The following is a 1,217-nucleotide window of genomic DNA, read 5'->3' on the forward strand; positions in this document are numbered from 1 at the left end:
GCGAAATCGACGGCGTTGCCGTCGTCCTTGGCCTTGCTGCGCCCCGGTCGTGTGCCATCGAGAATTTCCCCGGCGGCAGCCAGCAGGCTGGGTTCCACCGGCCCATACAGCGCCCGGCCCAATTCAACGAAGCGCGGCAGTTCCCGCGCGGCGAGCAACGACAATTGCAGATCGAGCTCCTGCTGCTTTTCGCGATACAGCGTGGTCAGCACCGGATCCTCGAAATGGTCGAGCGCGACGGTGAACAGTGCCTTTTTCTGCCGACCCACCTCGATGGTCAGCGGTCGATAGAGAAATCGCGGCGCCCGTTCGAATTTGCTGTCGATAAATTCCGCCCAGGCGGCCTGGGTGTTGATCGGGGTGACGGCGAGCAGAAAATCAAAGGATTGCGCAACCTCATCGATGGCGCGATCCGCGCGGCCCACCGCATCGATGAAAGCCTGGCGACCGAGGGCACGGTGTGTGGAGATGGCCAGGCTCTTGGTCGCCCCGGCAAAGGCCGCCACGGCCTGCAGGCCGGCATCGACGATATTGGCGACTAGTTGCTCGCGTAATTCCGGATAAACGTCTTCGGAGTCCGGCACGCGATAGATCGGCGCGAACCTCAAGGTCAAAATGGGCAGCTTCGGCAACAGCCGCGCCAGCTTGGCGGCAGGATCATCTGCCATCTTGGGTCGAGCGATCTGCGGTGACCTGAACCTGGCATCGGCCTGTTCGGTCGCGGCGGTGAAGGCGAGCAATGCGGCCTGCGCGGCGCTGTCGGTGCTTGCCGATGCGCTCATGTCCAATGCGGGAAGATAGGCGGCGTCCTCGGCCACCGCATCGCGTCCGAGTTCACCCACGTCAACAACGATAAAGGCGCCAAATCGCTCAATCATCGCGGCGGCCACCAGCTTGATAATCGCGGTGGCAGTGCCCAGATTGCGCGCCACTAGATAGGACGAATTGGCGGTCACCACATCACGCGCCGCCTGCTGCCGAGTCCGGCCGACATGTACCATCAGGAATGGCAGCGGCCGGTCGATATGCAAGCGCTCGCCGCGTCCGAAATCGCGGCGGATCGGTTCTCCGCTCGCCAGCGCGGCCGCCAACTCCTCCAGCAATTTGGCATCAGGCGCCCTCATGCGGTCGCCCTGAGGGCACCGAGCAACACCGGCAGTGAGGCCGTGAGCATGGCGCGCATCGCGCTCAGCGTCGCGATATCCGGCTCGCCGGTC

1 protein-coding gene is annotated in these 1,217 nt (G+C 64.0%); it reads right to left on the reverse strand.

Features of this window, described 5'->3' with window-relative positions:
- Positions 1-1,124: tyrosine/phenylalanine carboxypeptidase domain-containing protein (locus ACX3OW_RS21615; protein ID WP_459097855.1), on the reverse strand; the 1,124-nt coding region annotated here is incomplete at its 3' end.
- Positions 1,125-1,217: the final 93 nt, after the last annotated feature.

The organism is Devosia sp. A449 (assembly GCF_054489375.1).